Origin of the sequence: Cohnella herbarum, from assembly GCF_012849095.1 — a bacterium.
Taxonomy (GTDB): Bacteria; Bacillota; Bacilli; order Paenibacillales; family Paenibacillaceae; genus Cohnella; species Cohnella herbarum.
This window is the reverse complement of the sequence record NZ_CP051680.1, coordinates 3,312,501-3,329,906: the sequence shown is the minus strand read 5'-3', so window position 1 is coordinate 3,329,906 and position 17,406 is coordinate 3,312,501. Positions and strand designations below refer to the sequence as shown.

Here is a 17,406-nt window from a genome sequence, read left to right as displayed (position 1 = left end):
ACTATGACGGATTACATGCAATCGCTCATTATCGGGATAGGCGGCTTTGTCCAATTCGTACTCATTTTCGCCGGCATTTTCTTGATCTTGAGACTCTCGTTCGCTCCCCGTAATCGCTGGCGAATTCATATGCGAGGTTGGCATACCCGGGACACTCCGAGGTGGTGGTTGAAAATATGGGGAGCTGATAAGGATAGCGTAGCCTTGCAAGAAAGGCGGATGCTGCTTGCGGGATGCGGCATTCGTTATCCTCCCGAAGCATACCTGGCCTACCGCCGCTGCTTGTTGTTCACGCTTCCGCTTTTCGGAGGAATCGTGTACGTCATGCAAGAGAAGGGCGTAATATCCGTCGTATTAAGCTGGAATATCTTTTTTGCGCTCTTGCTTGTCGTCGGATTGATCGTTTCCGATCGGATGTGGCTTCAATCCCTACGCCGCTACAGAATAGACCGGATTAGGCGGGAGATCGTCGCGGTGAGCAGCCAGTTGCTTTACTATACGGGGTCGAGGCTTCATCTTCATGGGAAACTGATGAAATGCCTCGTTCTGACCCGGCATATCCGGGGCGAAATGGGGCTGTTGCTGAACGAATGGTACCATGATGCGGATTCGGCGTTGAAACGGTTCAAGGAAAGGCTGGGAACCGATGAAGCCTATGGGTTTGCCGAAAGCATGAGATCTCTTAGGCTTAACGAAAGCGAAGAAATCTACGATATGCTGCGGGAAATCGTTCGCGATTATAAAGCGCAAATCGAGCTCGCGAAGGACAGCCGGAAAGAGACGACTTCCTACCTTTTGTTCGTGTTGGCCGGGATTCCGATTTTGTATACGTTTCAAATTTTTCTGTATCCATGGGTTCAAGAAGCGGCTAAGCTCTTCGACGCCCTAAATCCTTAGTTACCTATAGAAGGGAGGTGTTTGGATGAGAAACATTCTAATTACGGTAATGATGCTGATCGTCGTTGCGCTGATGTTCAATTCAATCGTGGCCCAGGATAATACGGGAACGCGAGCGCGTATCGAGACGCACGGCACCACGGCTAATACGACGCTCGGAAACATGGAGCCATAAGAGAAGGGGAGGAGGATTAGGATGCGACAATTATTAATGACGATGTTGCTTATCGTTACGGTAGCGTTACTCTATTCCTCGATCGCGCAAGGAGACGGAGGGACTAGGGAGCAGATAGAGACTTCCGGAGGACGGATGGCGGATCATATTTCGCGGATTAGCCCGTGAAGCAACTGCTCGTGTTCGTAATGTTCGCTTCATTGTTTTGCTGGCTGATGTTCTCTCCGATCTACAAACACGTGCTAGTCATTCGGCAAGCGCTGCTTCAACAAGAAGCGGACTATATGCTGGAAATCGGCGCAAGCGGAAGATACGGTTATATTGACGGCAGAATGGTTGAGGAGTCGCGGAATCGGTTATCGGAATATGGGTTTTCCGCGGCCTCGCTTCAATATGAAGTGATCTCCACCACGGGAGCACCGGCGGATAACGCGGCCTCTCCTTTACTAAGGGGGACGGGAATTCGGCTGCGGATCACTTATCCGTACGATAATTTGCTCAATATCGATCGTCTGATCGGTTTAGCCCCGCCTTCCGCGGACGCCCGGATCGCCGGCGGAGGAATGAAGATGAGCGAGTATGTCCCTAGCCAATAGTAAGGAGTAGACACCGACATATGGCTAAGTTATTGTTCAGCGTGCTTATGATCGTCGTTTGGTGGATGCTGCATGCGTTGCAGATGGATGAAGAGATCGCGATGGGCACGGTACATGACGCCAAGCGGGCAGTCGACCGAGCCGCGCATGCCGCCGCACAGCAAATGGACCGGGACAAGCTGGAGATGGGCGTGATTTCGATTCAGGCCGAGCTTGCCGAAGAAGCGACCCTAACTTATTTGCGCGAGAATCTATCACTGGATGCCGAGCTTCAACCGTTGCCTGGCAGTTTCCTCAGAGAGGCGGTGGAGGTGCTTGTGTTCGAGATCATAAACGAGGATGCCGGTTTTCCTTATACGTACCGCAATTCCCTATTCGATTATGAAGTGACGCTGGATCGTCCTGGGATCGTATTGATCGTACACGTGAAATATCCACGTCTGTTCGGCGTGCTTGCTCCCGTGGAATGGGATTTGAAAGGTTCGGCGGAACTGGTGTTTTGAGGGTTAGTTCTAAATTCTCGGCGTTGTTGGGGTTCTTGTTGAACCGTTGGGTGAAATGCGGTCTGTTGACGTCCTGTCGCAACTTTGTTCTAATTATAGTCAATTGGAACAATTCGAAGGGGCGTCATTGGAATGCATGTTAACCCGCCGCAAGACGAGTGGTTGTTACGGAAGCTCAGGCTGCAACAAAAATTAACCGAAAACGGTCTGGAAGGCTGTTTGGTCACGCAGAACGTTGGGATCTACTATTATACCGGTTCGATGCAAACCGGTTATCTGTATATGCCTGTGAAGGGCGAGCCTACTTATTATGTCCGAAGAAGCTTGGAAAGAGCGCTTAACGAATCGCATGTTCGAACCGTCGAGCTTGGCTCGTTTCGTTCTTTCGGCAAGCAGCTAGAAGCAGATTACCCTGCTTTAGGGGCAACATCGGACGAGCTACCACTTGTAGGAGCGGATCTGGACGTGATGCCTGCCCAATTGTATCTTCGGCTTGCCGATACGATTCCGCAGGTACGATTGACCGATGCTTCCGCAATTCTGAGGAACGATCGGAGCGTTAAATCATCTTACGAGATCGGTCGGATTACTCACGCGGCCGAGGTCGTTGCGTCCGCTCTTGAGGCGGGCTTAGCAAGTTTAAGCGAAGGGATGACGGAGCTCGATCTCATGGCCGTTATCGAATATTCTATCCGAAGAAACGGGCATATCGGATTGATGAGGATGAGAAACTACAATCAAGAGATTATGACCGGTATCGTCGCGGCGGGAGAAGCTGCGGCGGAACCTTCGTATTTCGACGGTCCCGCAGGGGGAAGGGGACTATCTCCGGCTGCGCCGAAGAGCGTCAGTCTTCGCCCGATCGGCCGCAATGAACCGATACTGATCGATATCGGTTGTTGCGTCGATGGTTACGTGATCGACCAGACGCGAACGGTTGTTATTGGCGAGCTTGATCCTGATCTGCTCGCCGCATACGATACCGCCGCCGAGATCATGAGGGTCAGCGAACGGTCGCTCCGGCCGGGCGCGATCCCGGAAGATATTTATTCCCAAGCCGTAGAGATGGCGAAAGCCGCAGGATTGTCGCAGCATTTTATGGGGTATGGCCGTGATCAAGTTAAATTCCTCGGGCATGGGATCGGACTCGAGATCGACGAGTGGCCGGTGCTTGCGCGAGGTTTCCGGACCCCGCTGGAACCGGGAATGACGATCGCGGTCGAACCTAAGTTCACGTTTCCGGGTCGAGGCGTCGTCGGCGTGGAGAATACGTACCTCATTACGGACACCGGATGCAAGGAGCTAACGGTGTCTCCGGACAAAATTTATGTTTTGCCTTGAGCGCAATAACGATAACCGGAATAGGGTTATCGTTATTTTTTTGTCGGCTTGAACGATTCGCGTTTGGGAAACGTATTAATTGCATTCTTAGAGAGCCAACACGAATTCCTTAAGGAGGTGGAAGTCAAACCGCATGCCGCAATCTATCCCTAGCCATTCACGCACCGGACGAATCCGGCCTGACGAGCTGGCTTCGTTGCTCCGAGAACACTACGGGATCGTGTTCCATTATTTGCTCAAAGCGACGATGAATCGTTCGATAGCGGAGGATATTACCCAAGAGACGATGATTCGTGCGATCGAGAAGATCGATAGATACGATGGCAGCTCCAAGTTCTCGTCGTGGCTTATTACGATCGGCACGCGATTGTATCTCGATTATCTTCGTAAACGCAAAAGAGAACGGGAAAGCTTAATGCAACATTCCAATATTTCCGCTTTGCAATGGGAGACGGAATCTCGAGGCGCGGAATGGACCGAGTTGCTATCAAGCTTGGAGAATCTTGCGAATGAAGACCGAATCCCGCTTGTCCTCAAGCACTATTACGGATATACCTACGAAGAAATCGGACAGATGATGTCCCTCCCGCCGGGTACGGTCAAATCGAGAATTCATTACGTCATTCGAAAAGTCAGAGAGGAGCGAGACAAGGATGAAGCCTACTGATCAGAATCAAGACAATGAACTCATTTCGGAATTGCAACGGGATTGGGAAAAGCTAGACCGAACGTATCCCGCGACTCCGGAATCGTTGGACGTATGGGAATCGTTAGTCCGGAGACAACGCCGGGTAAGCAAGCGTCGCCTATGGCGAGATTTACTTTTTTTCTGGTTGGTAGCCGTGCCGTTCGTTTCGGGCTTTATTTTCCTCGGCTCGGGAATGTCGGTATGGTTCTGGTTGCTGCAAGGAGTATCCGTAATCGTAGGTATCCCTCTGGCGATTAACGAATTCAAATCTTCATGGCGCAAGGGGGCATCGACGTATGAATGAAGCATCCGCGCAAGTAAGTTGGTGGCTGTGGACTTGCATCGGTCTTCTACTGCTGTCGCAAAGCACGGTGCTGTTCTTGCATGCCCGAAGCCGGGGGGGAAGAGCGTGGTTCTGGGGACTATGGGGATTAACGCAATTTCCTTGTCCTACGCTCGTATATTTGCTGTTGCAATGGCGGAGAAACCGTAAACGCGGACTGATAGCCGCAGAAAGTGCCGAACGAGAAGATGGAGGGATGAACGATGGATAAATCCGATTTGATTATGCTGTTGCTTCCCGTGTTCCTCATTCAGCTTATTTTGATGGCGACGGCGTTGACCTATTTATATCGGGCGAGTTCCGTTCGGGGAAAGAAATGGGTATGGGTTCTCGTAATCATCTTCGTTAACATCATAGGACCGATATTGTTTTTCGCGTTTGGGAGGAAGGAGAACTGAGCATGTATCTACTAAAAGCAGAAGGCTTATCCCGCAGATACGGAAATACCGAAGCGCTTCGTCAAGCCGACTTCGTCATCGGAGATAATCGTTGCATAGCCTTGCTAGGACCTAACGGGGCCGGGAAAACGACGACGTTATCCATTATGGCGGGATTATTGGATCCGACATCCGGCACGCTCTCAATGAATAAGGAACTTAACGAGGACAGGCGCCGTTGGATGGGTTTTCTCCCGCAACAGCCGGCTTTTTTCGGTTGGATGACCGGACTCGAGACGATGGTTACCGCTGGCCGGTTATGCGGTTTATCTTCCAAGGAAGCAACGGAGCGCGGCAAACAATTGCTGGAAACCGCGGGTTTGAAAGAAGCGGCCCATCGTCGGGTTTCCGGATACTCCGGGGGAATGAAGCAGCGGCTGGGTTTGGCCCAAGCTGTCGTTCATCGTCCCCGCTTGCTGCTGTTGGATGAGCCCGTATCCGCATTGGATCCGATCGGAAGACGCGACGTGCTGACGATGTTGCACTATTGGAAGCGGGAGATGACGATCGTACTCTCCACCCACGTGCTTCACGATGCGGAGCAAGTATGCGATGAGCTGATCTTAATGAATAGAGGCAGCGTCATGTTGCAGGGGGAGATGGAACATTTGCGCTTATCCGCAGGCAATCCCTACTTGAATATCGTCGTCGAGGAAGGAAGAGGAGCGAACGACTGGATCGGGAGATTAGAACGAATTCCGGGCGTGTTGAAAGTTGAAGCGGAAGGCGGGAAATGCCAATGTCGCATCCACACCAACGAAATGGATTCCGTAAGAGATCGGGTGCTTCGAAGCGCTCTTGATGAAGGAGTGAAGCTGCTAACCTTCGAGGTCAGCCGCAAATCGCTCGAGCAATGGTTCGTCGAGGCGGTGCAGATATGAGCGGTTTCGGGATATTGCTTCATAAAGAATGGCGAGAAGCCGTCAGATCGGCTAAATTAATTTGGTTGCCGGCGGTATTTCTATTGCTCGGTATCATCCAACCGCTTACGGCAAAGTTCATGCCCGATATCCTTGCCTCGGCCGGTAATCTGCCCGAAGGCACGGTTATTCAGATTCCGGTTCCTACTCCCGGCGAGGTAATGGCGCAAACGTTAAGCCAGTTCGGTACAATGGGGTTGCTGGCCGTATGTCTGGCGTTCATGGGAACGATAGCCGGAGAGAAGCGTAACGGCACGGCCGATTGGATACTCGTCAAGCCGGTTTCCCCGCTTGCCTACGTGACATCCAAATGGGTCATGTTATGCCTGATTATCGCGTTTTCGTTTGGTTTAGGGTTTGGCGGAGCATGGTATTACACGAATCTATTAATCGGCATACCGATTTCGGGCGACGTCCTTTTTTCCGCGTTTTTATATTATATCTGGCTTGTGTTCATCGGTACGATCACGATCGCGAGCAGCGCCTTGCTCCGTTCTCCCGCCGCGGCCGCATTCGTTGCCTTCGCAGGCGCGATCGCACTGCAACTTGTGCGCGGTCTATTCGAAAATGAGCTCTCCTGGCTGCCATCCGGTCTCGACGCCGCGGCGATGTCCAGATTGACGACCGGAATTTCGCCCAGTTGGTTGGGCGCCGCGATCGTTACGGGGATCTGTATTCCGGCGTTGCTATGGGTTGCGGCCAAAGGGGCGGGAATAAGGAAGAAAGGATAAATCACTCTCTTAGTCAGCCTAAATACGACTCCATTTGCATAAGGTAATGCTTTTCTAGTAGGATAGTAGTATTACCGGAAGCATAGGAAGGGGAGAATCGGTATGCTGAAGCTGGGGGAGAAAATCGTCATCGTGGATGACCGGTTTGAGCAAAATTTGCCTTTGGGCGAATATGGGTACGTCATCGCCTATGACCGAAATAACGATAGCGCGTTCGATTATATTATTCGTGTACCGAAAGCAAATAGACAGTTTTACGTGCCAGGCGAAGATATCGAGCTGGAAGAGACATTACTAGAGCTTGAGGTCGACCGCATCGAGAGGGAGGCGCTTATCGATTTCGCCTTAGTCACCCGCAATGAGGAGCTGTTTAAGCGAATCATGAACGGCGGCAAGGAAGAGGAGCAACCCGTCGAAGAGGCCAGCAAGGAAGTGCTTAGCCGCGAGGAGTTTATCCGGCAAGTCAATCTGAAGGCTTGGATCTAATAGAAACGCACCCGAGGTTCTCGTTCTAACGAGAGATTCTCGGGTGCTTTTTCGTTAGTTCATATGGTCATATGGTCATTTGGTCATGATAAGATTGGCCGTTGCATCGCCGGGAACGGGAGAAGCGCGTCCGAAGAGATATCCTTGAAATAATGGCACGCCGGCTCCTCGTAAATAATTCCATTCTTCTGCGCGTTCGACGCCTTCGGCGAGCACGACGCCGTTGAAGCGGGATACCCGTTCCAATAAACCTTCGATATATCGCTGTTTATCGGTATCCCCGTCGCATCGGCTGACCCATTTGCGATCCATTTTCACGTAGTCGGGCTGCAATCGTTCTACCGCATCCAATGTCGCGAAACCCTGGCCAACGTCGTCTAACGCGAGTCTTACTCCTCTATTCCGATAAATGTCGAATACTTGCTGCAGACGAGGATCGTCGAGCGGTTCCGTCTCCATGACCTCGAATACATAGTCGCTCGGGTCGGTTTCCGCATCCTCCATCGCTTGAAACGTGCAATTCAGGCACTGTTCCGGATCGTGCAGGGAAGATGGGAGGAAATTAACGAAACGTTTAATCCCTCTTGGAAGGTGCGATGCGCCCAATTGTATGGCCGAATGTCTGGCCGCTCGATCCAGGAAGGAGTGCTGACCGATTTTACTTGCTTCCCGGAATAGTTCTGCCGGACGAAAGGGCATCTGTTCCGGCAAGGGCCGCATCAAGAACTCATATCCGACTATACGACCGCTTGGCTGTACGATCGGCTGTAAATACGTGGTGAACAAGCGATGCAGAATATATTCGGACACGCTTCGCCCGCTAACCTCGCCGAATAGACCGGAAAGCGCGATCCAACCGTCCTCTGGGGAGTGCATGACATTGCCTTTATCTTTATGCTCAATTGCCGGTTTTTCGTCATGCTCCCCGTAAGAAATCCGACATTGAATAGCTCGGGCATCTTCGGTGGGGACGTTTCTCTGCAGCTTGCTTAGCAGTTGAAGAAGTTGGCGATGATTGTCGTAACGCATAGCAAGCTTATTTTCTTCAAGCTGAGCGCATTCGGCGATCGCGTCGTTTATGATGTTTCGGAAACCAAGATCGTCCGCTGCGAATTCTACGAGTCCGGCATCTCTCAAGGGCGTGGACAATATCTTTCGATTGTAATGGGGCATCATAGTCCTCCTTTGCCGCGGAAACGTTTGTATTATTTTACCCGTTTTACGGAGTCGTAAAGCATTTTCCCGTCATTGAGTTCCCTTAGTTTGTCCGATATAATGAAAAGAATGAGCGGATATGCGGAAATAAGGAGGGTTATACAAGCATGAGCATCACGATCAAAGAAGTCGAACATGTTGCCAATTTGGCGCGTCTGGAGCTGTCCGATGCGGAGAAGGAACAATTCGCGGGACAATTGAACGCCATATTGAAATACGCGGAGAAGCTGAACCAATTAAATACGGACGGCATCGAGCCGACCAGTCACGTACTGCCTCTCGCTAATGTGATGAGGGAAGATGTCGTTAAACCTTCTTGGCCGATCGAGAAAGTACTTCTCAACGCGCCGGAGGAAGAGGATGGGCAATTCAAAGTGCCTGCGGTTCTGGAATAAAGATTAGGAGGAGCTTAGCATGTCGGTTTTCGACTTGAGATTGGCGGAACTACATAATCGTCTTCAAAATAAACAATTATCCGTTGCCGAACTGGTGGAGCATTCCATTAAACGGATTTCCGATACGGACGACAAGATTGGCGCTTTCCTTGCTTTAAATGAAGAGGGCGCGCGTAAAGAGGCTCAGTCACTCGATGCTCAACTCGCGGCTGGCGGAGAACGCGGACTATTATTCGGCGTGCCTGCCGGAATCAAGGATAACATCGTAACGGAAGGGTTGCGTACGACTTGCGGCAGTAAGTTCCTAGGCAACCACGATCCGATCTACGATGCCGCGGTTGTCACCAAACTGCGCGCCGCGCAATCCGTAACGATCGGCAAGCTGAATATGGACGAGTTCGCGATGGGCGGTTCCAATGAGAACTCCGCTTACCATCCTGTTCGCAATCCATGGGATTTGGAACGCGTCCCCGGCGGTTCCAGCGGCGGTTCCGCGGCGGCCGTCGCTGCCGGACAAGTGTATTTCACGTTAGGTTCCGACACGGGCGGCTCGATTCGCCAGCCTGCGGCTTATTGCGGCGTAGTCGGGTTTAAACCGACTTATGGCCTCGTTTCGCGGTTCGGACTAGTCGCGTTCGCTTCGTCGCTCGATCAGATCGGCCCGATTACGAAGAACGTAGAGGATTCCGCTTACGTACTTCAAGCGATCGCGGGTCATGACGGACGCGATACCACTTCGGCTAACGTGGAAATCCCCGATTATTTGTCGGCATTGACCGGGGATGTTAAAGGCTTGCGAATCGGCGTACCTAAAGAATATCTAGGTCAAGGCATCGATCCGCAAGTGAAGGAACGCGTGCTGGAGGCATTGAAGGTGTTCGAAGCGATGGGCGCCGTTTGGGAGGAAGTTTCCCTGCCGCATACCGAATACGCCGTCGCCACCTATTATTTGCTGGCTTCTTCCGAAGCGTCCTCCAATCTGGCCCGTTTCGACGGCGTCCGGTACGGAGTTCGGGCCGACAATCCGGCTAATCTCATCGATCTGTACCGTCGCTCCCGCAGCGAAGGCTTCGGACCGGAAGTGAAACGTAGGATCATGTTAGGTACTTATGCGTTAAGCTCGGGTTATTATGACGCTTATTATAAGAAGGCTCAGCAAGTTCGTACGTTGATCAAGCAAGATTTCGATCAAGCGTTCGAGAAATTCGACTTGATTATCGGACCGACGGCTCCTACTCCGGCTTTCAAGCTGGGCGAACAAGTCGGGGATCCGCTTACGATGTATTTGAACGATATTTGCACGATTCCCGTCAGCTTGGCGGGTGTACCGGCGATCAGCATTCCTTGCGGAACGGCGGACGGATTGCCGGTCGGTTTACAGATCATCGGCAAGCCGTTCGACGAATCGACGGTACTGAAAGCCGCGCACGCATTCGAAAGCCAAACCGGGTTTCATGACCTGCGTCCGGCACTGTCTTAGGAGGAGCACAACATGTCCAAATATGAAACGGTCGTCGGTCTAGAAGTTCACGTCGAACTGCATACGAATTCGAAAATTTTCTGCGGTTGCTCGACTTCTTTCGGCGCTCCGCCTAATACTCACACTTGCCCGGTATGCTTAGGCCATCCGGGAGTACTGCCTGTTCTTAACCGTCAAGCGGTAGAATACGCGATGAAAGCCGCAATGGCGATCAACTGCGAAATCGCGGAATGGTGTAAGTTCGACCGTAAAAACTATTTTTATCCCGATTCGCCCAAGGCGTATCAAATTTCGCAATTCGATCAACCGATCGGCCAGAATGGCTGGATCGACATCGAGGTGAACGGCAAGACGAAACGGATCGGCATCACTCGCCTTCATCTGGAAGAGGACGCCGGCAAACTTACGCATATGGACGGAGGCTTCGGCTCCTTGGTCGATTTGAACCGAGTAGGCACTCCGCTCGTGGAGATCGTCTCCGAGCCCGACATCCGTTCTCCGGAAGAAGCGAAAGCTTATTTGGAGAAGTTAAGGGCGATCATGCAATATTGCGACGTTTCCGACGTGAAAATGGAGGAAGGAAGCCTTCGTTGCGATGCGAATATTAGTATCCGTCCGTATGGGCAAGAGAAATTCGGAACCCGTGCCGAATTGAAGAACATGAACTCCTTCCGCGGCGTTCAGCGCGGTTTGGAGTACGAGGAACTTCGTCAGGCGGACGTGCTCGATAGTGGCGGCACCGTCGTGCAAGAGACGCGCCGTTGGGACGAAGCGCAAGGTAAAACGATCAGCATGCGAGGTAAAGAAGAAGCGCACGACTATCGTTATTTTCCGGATCCGGATCTTGTTCGGCTGCATATCGACGCGGAGTGGAAAGCTCGCGTGCAAGCTTCGATTCCGGAGCTTCCGGACGCAAGGCAAGCGCGATATATGCAGGAGTACGGCCTATCGTCGTACGATGCCGGCGTTCTGACCGCTTCGATGAAACTTGCGGATTTCTTCGAGGAAAGCCTTAAGCACACTAGCGATGCAAAGGCATCCGCCAACTGGATCATGGGAGACTTGCTCGGCTATTTGAATGCCAACAACTTGGAACTCGGCGAAGTCAAGATTACCGGACAAGGCTTAGGCGAAATGATTCAATTAATCGAAAAAGGTACGATCAGCACGAAAATTGCCAAAACCGTGTTCAAAGGCATGATCGAAACCGGGAAATCGCCGCAACAAATCGTCGAAGAGCAAGGTCTCGTGCAGATTAGCGACGAAGGTGCGATTTTGTCGATCGTTGACGCCGTTATCGCGGCTAACCCGCAATCCGTCGAAGATTTCCGCAACGGCAAGGAGAAGGCCATAGGTTTCCTTGTCGGCCAAATCATGAAGGAAACGAAGGGGAAAGCGAATCCGGGTCTCGTAAACAAGATGTTGATCGAACGATTGAACGCATAAATAACAGAGTAAACGACAAATTCGCTTAGTTGCGGATTTGTCGTTTTGTTACTTATCGAGTCAAAGGAGAGGCTGTTATGTCCATTAACGCAGTGAATATCAAGCGACGAGATATCGCGGAAGAGGTATGGGCTTTACAACATTCGGCCTATCGGATCGAGGCGCAATTGATAGGAGTTTCGGATCTGCCGCCGCTTCAGGATACGGTTCAAACGTTGCAGGCTTGCGAAGAAACTTTTCTTGGCTATATGGATGCCGAAGGGGAACTGCTTGGCGCCGTCTCGTTCGAGCGAGATCGATTAGGCAAATATTCGATTTGCAGGCTCATGGTACATCCGGAACATATGCGTCGAGGTATAGGGGGCGCGTTATTGGAGCATTTATTAAGGGAGCTGCCGCATTCCGCGACCTGTTCCGTAACGGCGGAAATTCGGAATCTCCCGGCCATTGCGTTATATGAACGTTTCGGTTTTGCTCGCCACGATACCTTCAAACCCATCCCGGGCATTGAAATGGTTCGGCTGGTTCGTAAACCCCGAGGGAATTAAATAGATTTGTCAACTCCGACTTCAGCCTAGGTTTACCCCCCGTCCGCAAACCATTGTAAGGTCAAATTCCAGCATGTTACAATAACGAAAATGAATCGATGATATTATCGGCGTAGGCGGAATATTGGAGATGGAGGTATTGGAATGAAGGAGTCGGAGGATTGGAGTCAAAATATGAACGAGGTACCGCTGCCTCCAAGTCCTGACGCTGAACGCGTTCAGCAACAGGAGCAATGGGCGGGTTACGGCCCTAATGGTTATCCGGTAAGCAGTCAGCAGCGGAAAGGTAAAAAAAGCAAGTGGGTCGCCGGATTGTTAGCGTTTCTAGTTCCGGGAATCGGGCATATGTATTTAGGGTTGATGGTAAAAGGCATCGTTCTTATGTTGCTTGTCGCGCTCGATATTACGGCCATCGTGTTCGCCTCTATGGAGATAGACAACGTATTATCTATCGTGTTGCTTAGCTTACTGATGCCAATCATTTACTTCTATAATCTGTTCGATGCGATCCAAAGCACGGATGCCGTGAACGAACGCAATGATTCTATGGGAACCCTCGGCGGCTTTGGCGGCGGTTGGGCAGGGAGCGGATTCGTTCCGTCGGCTCCTCAGATGTCATCGTCTTCTCCTCAACCGCCTACCGAAGGCCGCGGCTTGCCTCCCATCGGAGTCGTATTGCTAGCCGGAGCGGGAGTCGTTTTCCTGCTTATGTCGGGAACGGATTGGACGCACAGGTTATTTAATTCCGCCGGCTCCATGTTTGGCGCGGTTGTACTAATAGCGGCCGGAGTGGCGCTGTGGTTCTGGGAATCCCGCGGTCATCAACGTAAAGGCAATTAGCTCCGTTTTCCGGTGCGGATCGGTAGGGATGGATATTCCATTGACAATCGTCGGATACGAAACGTAGAATATAGGTAATCAATTTATTCTACGCGCTGACGTTATACGAAAGGCTGTGAGAGCATGGACTCCAAGGTCGAGCATGCCGTGGACCAGCTCAAATCCGGCGGTGTCCGGATGACTCCGCAACGGTACGCCATACTGCATTATCTCATGGATTCGTTCACGCATCCGACGGCTGACGATATCTTTCGGGCGCTCTCTCCTCAGTATCCGAGCTTGAGCGTTGCAACGGTTTATAACAATCTGAAAGTATTCGTAGAGGCCGGACTTGTTCGCGAACTGACTTACGGAGATGATTCCAGTCGTTTCGATGCGGATATGTCGGACCATTATCACGTGACTTGTACGAAATGCGGTACGATAGTCGATTTCGATCACCCTCCGGTTAAGGAAGTGGAACGGGCGGCGGAGGCTTCGACGGGATTTAGCATTTTTGGTCATCGTCTGGAAATATACGGGCTTTGTCCGACATGCAAAGGCATGCATTCTTAACTTATGATTCATCATAGAGCACGCTGGGGAGAAACGCCTTAGCGTGCTTTTTAAGTGATTCAGAATTTATATGTTTCATGACATTCAATACTGAATCACCTCCGACATAAACGTTCCTCTGCCATCCCAAAGGACGGCGGAAGCCGTTTATGCTTGTTCGCCGGGGATCCGGCAATTGAAACCTAGCAACCTTTCGATCCGGAGGATCGTTCTTCTGTAAGAGGACAAGCGATGCACCAAGATCGGCAGAAACGGAGAGTGAAAGGATTTGAATACCGAATTAACGACCGGACCGCGACGTTCGCGCAAAAAATCCGGAGGATGGATGTTCTTCTTGCTGCTCTTCGTAGTAGCGGCTGTTGCCGTCATGTGGTGGAAATCATCTCATTCGGCGAATACCTCTTATATTAAGCCCGAATATACTTCGAACCCTTTTCCCGTAATGGTCGATGGAAAATGGACGAATGCTTATGCGCAAGGAAAGAAAGAGGGGTTGTTAATTCCTCTATCGACCGCCCAACTGTTAGTAGGGGACGGAGTGCATTACGAGGAAAAGACGGAAACGATCGTGCTGACGACGGAGACGAAAGTGTTGCATTTCAAGACGGGCGAATTAGACGCGACGTTAAATCGCAAACCGTTTTCGATGCGTTTCGCCGCGAAAAAAGTGGACGGTATTCTGTATTTACCGATTGCTCCGCTTACGGAATTATTCGGCGTGAAGACGGAGATCGGGGAATCTACCGGTATCGTATCCCTGTTCAGATCCGGTGAAGCCATTCAGCATGCCGGAGTACCGGAGAAGACCGACAAAGGAATCAAGCTTCGGGAAGGCCCGGATAAATCCTATGCGATCGTAGAAGATTTGCTTGCGGGAGCGAATTTACGGATATGGGGCGAAGAGGATGGCTGGTACAAAGTTCAGTCGCAATCCGGCCATATTGGATATGTGACCAAAGGCGGAGTTAGTTTGCTTGCCGTGGAGACCATTCCATCGGATGTCGCTTCCGAAGAGCCTTTCGTAGCTTGGAAAGGGGTAGGCCAACGTATTAATCTGACGTGGGAGGCGGTATACTCCGCGAATCCGGATACGGACAAAATCGGAGAACTTCCCGGAGTTAACGTAGTCAGCCCGTCATGGTTCGAGTTAATGGACGGCAAGGGGAATATTCGCAGCAACGCGGATGCCGGCTATTCCGCTTGGGCCAAGGCAAAAGGCATTCAAGTGTGGGGGCTCTTCAGCAACGGATTCGAACCGGATCGTACGCATGAGGCGCTTGCTTCTTATGAAACGCGGTTTGCGATGATTCAGCAGATGTTGGCTTATGCGAAGACGTTTAAGTTACAAGGGATCAACATCGATTTCGAGAACGTTTATACGAAAGACAAGGATAACTTAGTGCAGTTTATGAGAGAGATGACCCCGCTCATGCACGAACAAAATCTAGTCGTATCTATAGACGTGACCCCGAAATCCAATAGCGAGATGTGGTCGGTCTTCTTGGATCGCGAACGGTTAGGCTCCATCGTAGACTTTATGATGATCATGGCTTATGACGAACACTGGGCGTCGAGCCCGGTAGCGGGATCGGTATCCTCGCTTCCTTGGGTCGAGAGCGCGATTAAACGTATTTTGGAAGAGGACGGAGTGCCGTCGGGCAAGCTGATTTTAGGCGTTCCTTTTTATACGAGAATTTGGACGGAAGATCCTGACGGTAAAGACGGCGACAAGGTTTCGTCTAAAACGATGAGCATGAATGCCGTCCAGGAGCTGATTAAAGAGAAGGGGCTTAAGCCTGCGTATTCCGAAGAAACGGGTCAAAGCTACGTTGAATTCAAAGAAGGAAAACTCACTAAGAAGATCTGGATTGAGAATGCCGCTTCCATACAAGCTCGCGCCGAGCTAGCTAAAAAATACGAGCTAGCTGGAATTGCTTCATGGAGACGAGGCTTCGAGTCTAAAGATGTTTGGGCGGCGCTGGATAAGACGCTGCAGAGTCGTCCATAACCACGTTAATCAATGAAAACCTCCGAGCTGGCTTGCTTCAGTGCTCGGAGGTTTGTTGTATAAACGTACCCCCACCGTCCTGAGGGATGGCGGGGGTACGTTTAAGCTTATGTTCTTTTGCGTTAGTGTGTTAGGTTTGAGTGGGCAATGGGGCATCCGAAGCGTTGCCGGATTTGGTTAAGTGCTCGGCTCCTTCGGTTGCTTTCTCCGCATCGACCGTTAGTATCGTATGGCAATACATGCATCGATCCGTCGCACCTAACATTTTCGTGCGTTTACCGCATTCCGGGCAGTCGATGACGGGCGCGCTAGTGGATAACATTCCGACCCAGAAATAGATTCCCATGCTTATGAAGCAACTGATTATCCCGAGAACCATGAATATCGCGGCAATGATTTTTCCGACTTCTCCGAACAAGAGAATTCCGCTTGTTCCGAAGACCATAACTCCCATGCCGACGAATACGAGCAACAGTGCCCAAGTACGCAATGTTGATATTTTGCTGGCTTTCCATTTCATGTTGTAGTCTCCCGTCTTAATTAAACGTTATAGGTAGGTTTCTTTTCACGCCTTTAGCTCCGATCCTGAACGTTAGCAGGAAACAGGGCTTATGTTGTAGAACTAGACCATACTCGTAAAATTAATTATAGCTCACATTTTGTGCGCAGACCACCATATGAGGTTCAAACGAGGTCTGTAACGCCGATAAGGATGTGAATGAGGTGTCTACAATGGACAATAGGGCCTTCTATTTAGAAAGGTTGGGCCAAGAAGAAGGATTGGTCAGTCTTCTGCTCGTGGCGAATCCATTTTCGTATCAACCGCTTATCGACGGTATGGATCGATTGGCTTTAATCGTAACGACCGTATCTAATCACGACAAGGAAACTGAACATTGGATTTGGAGAGACGCGCGTATCCAAGTAAGAAGGGTAACACCGGATAAGCTGGAGCGCTGGATCGTCAACAGTCCGAATCGTAACGTTATCTACTGGCTCGTTCAGGGCGAGATCTTGATCGATCGCGATAACTATCTGACTAACTTGCGCGAACGATTGATGGAATGGTCTCCGCTAATTCGCGAGCAGAAGCTGCTGAGCGAGTTTTCGCAATTCGTTCGTTCCTATTTGCAAGCGAAACAAGATCTAAGAGATGGCCAAGTGTTAGATGCCTATTCTAATGTGTTAGCTTCGCTGCACTATTGGGCGCACATTGCGTTAGTAGAAGAGGGGATGCATCCGGAACTGACAGTGTGGGAGCAAATGCGCAGAGTTAATCCTGGGATCTATAAGCTATTCGAAGAATTAACGACAAGCGGAGAGACGCTGGAACAAAGAGTGCAACTCGTGCTGCTGGCTTGCGAATTTTCCATGCTTAACAAAATGGCGTCTTCCTGTTCGTTGCTCATCCGTCTTATCGAAAGTCGAAGCGAGTCGTGGGCACCGTCCGAACTGCTGCAGCATCCCGATCTTGCGGGGTTGTCGTTGGAGCTATCCGTTCTACTGCAGAAGCTTGTGAGTCGCGGTTGTATTCGGGAAGTTGCGAAGCCATCACGGTACGGTTTAAACGGATTATTGGAGCTAAGATATACGGCTTCTTTAAGTAAATAAGATCAATTCAAAAAATGTCGAAAAAACGGTTGACTGGGCACATCTTTCTGTGATAAATTATATCTCGCCGCTGAAAATGCTATAGGATGCGGACACAGCGAAAACAAACGATGCAAAAAGAAATTAAAAAAAGTGCTTGCATTGATAGTACGAACTGTGGTATATTATAAAAGTCGCCGTTAGCGCGGTGG

General features: G+C 50.8%; 23 protein-coding genes. 21 read left to right on the top strand and 2 right to left on the bottom strand.

Going from position 1 to position 17,406, the window contains the following annotated elements:
- Positions 1-3 precede the first annotated feature (3 nt).
- The 13 genes from HH215_RS14855 to HH215_RS14795 all read left to right on the top strand — a co-directional run bounded on the left by HH215_RS14855 (position 4) and on the right by HH215_RS14795 (position 7,117).
- Positions 4-897 (top strand): hypothetical protein, encoded by an 894-nt coding sequence (locus HH215_RS14855; protein ID WP_169280609.1) that lies wholly within the window; start codon positions 4-6, stop codon positions 895-897.
- A 25-nt stretch (positions 898-922) separates the two neighbouring features.
- Positions 923-1,072 carry a hypothetical protein gene (locus HH215_RS14850; protein WP_169280608.1) on the top strand — a complete coding sequence of 50 codons (150 nt, stop codon included), beginning with the start codon at positions 923-925 and terminating at the stop codon, positions 1,070-1,072.
- 21 nt (positions 1,073-1,093) lie between these two features.
- Positions 1,094-1,240, top strand: a complete 147-nt coding sequence (locus tag HH215_RS14845; RefSeq protein WP_169280607.1) for a hypothetical protein — start codon at positions 1,094-1,096, stop codon at positions 1,238-1,240.
- On the top strand, positions 1,237-1,668 hold the full coding sequence (locus tag HH215_RS14840) for a hypothetical protein (RefSeq protein ID WP_169280606.1): 432 nt from the start codon (positions 1,237-1,239) through the stop codon (positions 1,666-1,668). The genes HH215_RS14845 and HH215_RS14840 overlap by 4 nt, the downstream gene beginning before the upstream one ends.
- Before the next feature lie 20 nt (positions 1,669-1,688).
- The gene (locus tag HH215_RS14835; RefSeq protein ID WP_169280605.1) at positions 1,689-2,171 is read left to right on the top strand and encodes a hypothetical protein; all 483 of its coding nucleotides are present in this window, start codon (positions 1,689-1,691) and stop codon (positions 2,169-2,171) included.
- A 132-nt stretch (positions 2,172-2,303) separates the two neighbouring features.
- Positions 2,304-3,512 carry a M24 family metallopeptidase gene (locus HH215_RS14830; protein ID WP_169280604.1) on the top strand — a complete coding sequence of 403 codons (1,209 nt, stop codon included), beginning with the start codon at positions 2,304-2,306 and terminating at the stop codon, positions 3,510-3,512.
- A gap of 133 nt (positions 3,513-3,645) precedes the next feature.
- Complete coding sequence (gene sigY, locus HH215_RS14825; RefSeq protein WP_169280603.1) at positions 3,646-4,179, top strand: RNA polymerase sigma factor SigY; 534 nt, start codon at positions 3,646-3,648, stop codon at positions 4,177-4,179.
- A complete protein-coding gene (locus HH215_RS14820; RefSeq protein WP_169280602.1) occupies positions 4,166-4,504 on the top strand; it encodes a YxlC family protein in 339 nt (112 codons plus the stop codon). Before sigY ends, HH215_RS14820 begins: the two co-directional genes overlap by 14 nt.
- The gene (locus HH215_RS14815) at positions 4,497-4,754 is read left to right on the top strand and encodes a sigmaY antisigma factor component (protein WP_169280601.1); all 258 of its coding nucleotides are present in this window, start codon (positions 4,497-4,499) and stop codon (positions 4,752-4,754) included. Before HH215_RS14820 ends, HH215_RS14815 begins: the two co-directional genes overlap by 8 nt.
- On the top strand, positions 4,747-4,941 hold the full coding sequence (locus HH215_RS14810; RefSeq protein WP_169280600.1) for a PLD nuclease N-terminal domain-containing protein: 195 nt from the start codon (positions 4,747-4,749) through the stop codon (positions 4,939-4,941). Before HH215_RS14815 ends, HH215_RS14810 begins: the two co-directional genes overlap by 8 nt.
- A 2-nt stretch (positions 4,942-4,943) precedes the next feature.
- A complete protein-coding gene (locus tag HH215_RS14805; RefSeq protein WP_169280599.1) occupies positions 4,944-5,861 on the top strand; it encodes an ABC transporter ATP-binding protein in 918 nt (305 codons plus the stop codon).
- Complete coding sequence (locus HH215_RS14800; protein WP_169280598.1) at positions 5,858-6,631, top strand: ABC transporter permease; 774 nt, start codon at positions 5,858-5,860, stop codon at positions 6,629-6,631. The genes HH215_RS14805 and HH215_RS14800 overlap by 4 nt, the downstream gene beginning before the upstream one ends.
- A 102-nt stretch (positions 6,632-6,733) precedes the next feature.
- The gene (locus HH215_RS14795) at positions 6,734-7,117 is read left to right on the top strand and encodes an ATPase (protein ID WP_169280597.1); all 384 of its coding nucleotides are present in this window, start codon (positions 6,734-6,736) and stop codon (positions 7,115-7,117) included.
- A 75-nt stretch (positions 7,118-7,192) separates the two neighbouring features.
- On the opposite strand, the gene HH215_RS14790 is transcribed toward HH215_RS14795, so the two are convergent.
- On the bottom strand, positions 7,193-8,293 hold the full coding sequence (locus tag HH215_RS14790) for an EAL domain-containing protein (protein ID WP_169280596.1): 1,101 nt from the start codon (positions 8,291-8,293) through the stop codon (positions 7,193-7,195).
- A 146-nt stretch (positions 8,294-8,439) separates the two neighbouring features.
- On the opposite strand from HH215_RS14790, the gene gatC reads away from it, so the two are divergent.
- The 7 genes from gatC to HH215_RS14755 all read left to right on the top strand — a co-directional run bounded on the left by gatC (position 8,440) and on the right by HH215_RS14755 (position 15,604).
- Complete coding sequence (gatC, locus tag HH215_RS14785; protein ID WP_169280595.1) at positions 8,440-8,727, top strand: Asp-tRNA(Asn)/Glu-tRNA(Gln) amidotransferase subunit GatC; 288 nt, start codon at positions 8,440-8,442, stop codon at positions 8,725-8,727.
- 19 nt (positions 8,728-8,746) lie between these two features.
- Positions 8,747-10,207, top strand: coding sequence for an Asp-tRNA(Asn)/Glu-tRNA(Gln) amidotransferase subunit GatA (gene gatA / locus HH215_RS14780; RefSeq protein WP_169280594.1), 1,461 nt, complete (start codon positions 8,747-8,749; stop codon positions 10,205-10,207).
- Between the two features lie 12 nt (positions 10,208-10,219).
- The gene (gatB, locus tag HH215_RS14775; protein ID WP_169280593.1) at positions 10,220-11,653 is read left to right on the top strand and encodes an Asp-tRNA(Asn)/Glu-tRNA(Gln) amidotransferase subunit GatB; all 1,434 of its coding nucleotides are present in this window, start codon (positions 10,220-10,222) and stop codon (positions 11,651-11,653) included.
- 77 nt (positions 11,654-11,730) lie between these two features.
- On the top strand, positions 11,731-12,201 hold the full coding sequence (locus tag HH215_RS14770; protein ID WP_169280592.1) for a GNAT family N-acetyltransferase: 471 nt from the start codon (positions 11,731-11,733) through the stop codon (positions 12,199-12,201).
- 144 nt (positions 12,202-12,345) lie between these two features.
- On the top strand, positions 12,346-13,041 hold the full coding sequence (locus HH215_RS14765) for a TM2 domain-containing protein (RefSeq protein WP_169280591.1): 696 nt from the start codon (positions 12,346-12,348) through the stop codon (positions 13,039-13,041).
- A 123-nt stretch (positions 13,042-13,164) separates the two neighbouring features.
- Positions 13,165-13,596: a Fur family transcriptional regulator gene (locus tag HH215_RS14760; protein WP_169280590.1), complete on the top strand. Its 432-nt coding sequence runs from the start codon at positions 13,165-13,167 to the stop codon at positions 13,594-13,596.
- A 268-nt stretch (positions 13,597-13,864) separates the two neighbouring features.
- Positions 13,865-15,604, top strand: a complete 1,740-nt coding sequence (locus HH215_RS14755) for a glycosyl hydrolase family 18 protein (protein ID WP_254450493.1) — start codon at positions 13,865-13,867, stop codon at positions 15,602-15,604.
- A gap of 130 nt (positions 15,605-15,734) precedes the next feature.
- Here HH215_RS14755 and HH215_RS14750 read toward each other — a convergent pair whose 3' ends face one another.
- Complete coding sequence (locus HH215_RS14750) at positions 15,735-16,124, bottom strand: DUF2614 family zinc ribbon-containing protein (protein ID WP_169280589.1); 390 nt, start codon at positions 16,122-16,124, stop codon at positions 15,735-15,737.
- A gap of 212 nt (positions 16,125-16,336) precedes the next feature.
- Between HH215_RS14750 and HH215_RS14745 the strand changes: the two genes are divergently transcribed.
- Positions 16,337-17,215 (top strand): nucleotidyltransferase-like protein, encoded by an 879-nt coding sequence (locus HH215_RS14745; RefSeq protein ID WP_169280588.1) that lies wholly within the window; start codon positions 16,337-16,339, stop codon positions 17,213-17,215.
- The last annotated feature ends 191 nt before the right edge of the window (positions 17,216-17,406 follow it).